The following is a 2,689-nucleotide window of genomic DNA, read 5'->3' as shown; positions in this document are numbered from 1 at the left end:
GCCCCGTCCCCCGACGCGCGGGCCCTCGCCTCCGCCGTGGACGCCGCCCTGGACGCCTCGCCCGGCCGCGTGGCCGCGCAGGTGCGGGACGCGGCCACCGGCGAGGTGCTCCACGCGCGCGACGCGGACTCCCTCGCGGCCCCGGCGTCCTCGCTCAAGGTGCTCACGGCGGCGGCCGCGCTGCGCACCCTCGGCCCGGAGCGGACCCTGCGCACGCGCGTGGTCGCGGTGCCCGCGGCCGACGACGGCGCCACGGAGCTCGTGCTCGTGGGCGGCGGGGACGTGCTCCTGGGCGACGGCGCCTCGGACCCGGACGCGGTGGCCGGCCGGGCGGGGCTGAGGACCCTGGCCGAGCGGACCGTCGCCGGCCTCGCCGAGGCGGGGGTGAGCGGCGACGTCGTGGTGTCCGTGGACCTGCGCCTGTTCGACGGCGCCGCAGTGAACCCGGCGTGGACGCCGGACCTGCTCGAGGACGGGCACGTCTCGGCCGTGCAGCCGCTGGCCACGTGGGGCGGGCGCGAGGCGCCGGGCGTGGACGAGGAGCGCATCGAGGACCCCGCCAGGCACGCCGCGCTCGTGTTCCAGCGCCTGCTGGACGAGGAGATCGAGCGCACGGGGGCGGCCCTGGACCTGGGGCTGCGGGACTCCATCCCGGCCACGACGGCGGTGCGGGACGACGTCGTCGCCGCCGAGCCGACGGCCCAGGTGGAGTCCGCGCCGGTGGCGGAGGTGGCCGCGTACATGCTGGCCCACTCGGAGAACCAGGTGGCCGAGGCGCTCGGGCGCCTGTCCGCCTACGCGGTCGGCCGTCCCGCCACGCACGAGGGGGCCGCGGACCTGCTCGAGGACGTCGCCGCGGACCTCGGGGCCGACACCGCGGGGATGGCGGTCCTGGACGCCTCCGGGCTGGCGGAGGGGTCCCTCGTGAGCCCCGCCCAGCTGGCCGCCGTGGTGTCCGCTGCGTCCCGCGTGCCGTGGCTGGCCCCCGTGCTGGACGGGCTGCCGCGGCCGGGGGAGGACTCCACCCTGGACGAGCGGTTCCGGGGCACCGCGGCCGAGGACGCCGTCGCCGCGAAGACCGGCACGCTGGACCACACCGTGTCCCTCACCGGCACCGTGACCACGCAGGAGGGGCGGGTGCTGGCGTTCAGCATCGTGGCCTCGGACCTCGACTGGAAGCTCGACGAGGCCCGGGAGGCCGTGGACGCCGCCGTCACCGCGATGGCCGAGCTCTGAGCGCCGCGGCGCGGGTCCGCCGCCCGCCGCGCGGGGCCCCGCGCCGCTGAGCGCAGGGCGAACGCGCCCCGCAGGCCGTGAGCGCGTCCGCCCCCTGTGGTCTCATGGCCCCATGGACACCGCCCCCGCCGACCGCGTCCCGCAGCCCGTGGACTGGGCCTTCGCCGCGCGCACCGCCGCCGCCCTCGCTCCCGCCGGCCCCCGCTTCACCGCGCGCGAGGCCGCCCGCGAGGCCGCCGGGCTGCGCGCCGCCGCCGAGGCCTCCGTGCCGCACGTGCACCGCCTCACCGGCCTGGCCGCCGCCGAGGACCTGCGGGACTCCCAGGTGCTCGTGGTGGACCGGCCCACGTGGTCCGCCTCGGCCACGCAGTCGTTCGCCACGATGCTCGAGCCCACGTTCGCGCACCTGCAGGCCACCCGGCCCCAGGAGTACCGGGCCGCCCTCACGCCCGTGGCCCGGCACGCCACCGCCCTGGAGATGGGCGGCATCCTCGCCTGGCTCTCCGGGAAGGTGCTCGGCCAGTACGACCCCTTCGCCGGCCCCTCCGGCGGCCGCCTGCTGCTCAACGCCCCCTCCGTGGCGCAGGTGCGCACCGAGATCAACGTGGACCCGGAGGACTTCCGCCTGTGGGTGTGCCTGCACGAGCAGACGCACCGCGTGCAGTTCGCCGCCGCCCCCTGGCTGCGCGGCCACCTGCAGGAGCAGATCACCGCCCTCGCCTCCGGCCTCTTCAACAAGGCCGAGTCCCTCCCCGAGCGCCTGCGCTCCGCCCTCGCCGCCGCCAACCCCCTGGGCCGCGGGTCCGGGGCGGGGGCCGCGTCCACGGGGCCGGCCTCCGGGCCCGACGACGGCCGGCCCGGTCCGGCGCAGGCGTGCGGCGACGTCGTGCCCGCCCGCGGTGCAGGCCTGCTGGGCGCGCTCCAGGACGAGGAGGACCGGGCGCGGCTGTCCCACGTCACCGCGGTGATGTCCCTGCTCGAGGGGCACGCGAACGTGGTGATGGACGGGGTGGACGCCGACGTCGTCTCCTCCGTCAAGACCATCCGCCGCCGCTTCGAGGACCGCGCGGACCGCCGCTCCCCGCTGGACCGCATGCTCCGCCGCCTGCTCGGCATGGACGCCAAGATGGCCCAGTACCGGGACGGGCAGAGGTTCGTGTCCGCGGCCGTGGCCGAGCTGGGCATGGACGGGTTCAACGTGGTGTGGGACGCCCCCGAGCTGCTGCCCACCGAGGACGAGCTGCACCGTCCCGAGCGCTGGACGGCCCGCGTCCGTGCCCAGGCCTGAGCCGGTGCCGAGCGGGTCGGCCGCGCCGCCCGCCCTGGAGTCCTGGCCGCCCCGGGGTCGCTGGCCGGAGCCCCTGCACCGGGCCGTGGCCGCCCTGCGCCCCGTCCTCGCCGCGCACGACGGCGGCGCCCTGATCGGCCTCTCCGGCGGCGCGGACTCCTGCGC

2 protein-coding genes are annotated in these 2,689 nt (G+C 78.4%); both read left to right on the top strand.

Annotated features, from left to right (window positions below; all coding sequences use genetic code 11):
- Positions 1 to 1,236 (top strand): D-alanyl-D-alanine carboxypeptidase/D-alanyl-D-alanine-endopeptidase (locus NWP10_RS11435; protein WP_258300988.1); only part of this gene is annotated, 1,236 nt, incomplete at its 5' end.
- A 112-nt stretch (positions 1,237 to 1,348) separates the two neighbouring features.
- Positions 1,349 to 2,524, top strand: coding sequence for a zinc-dependent metalloprotease (locus NWP10_RS11430; protein WP_258300987.1), 1,176 nt, complete (start codon positions 1,349 to 1,351; stop codon positions 2,522 to 2,524).
- Positions 2,525 to 2,689: the final 165 nt, after the last annotated feature.

Source organism: Micrococcus sp. HG099, from assembly GCF_024723355.1.
Taxonomy (GTDB): Bacteria; Actinomycetota; Actinomycetes; order Actinomycetales; family Micrococcaceae; genus Micrococcus; species Micrococcus endophyticus.
This window is presented reverse-complemented; position numbering and strand designations above follow the sequence as displayed.

Coding starts and splice junctions, on each gene's coding strand:
- NWP10_RS11430 (WP_258300987.1), top strand. CDS start 1,349: ATGGACACCGCCCCCGCCGACCGCGTCCCGCAGCCCGTGGACTGGGCC.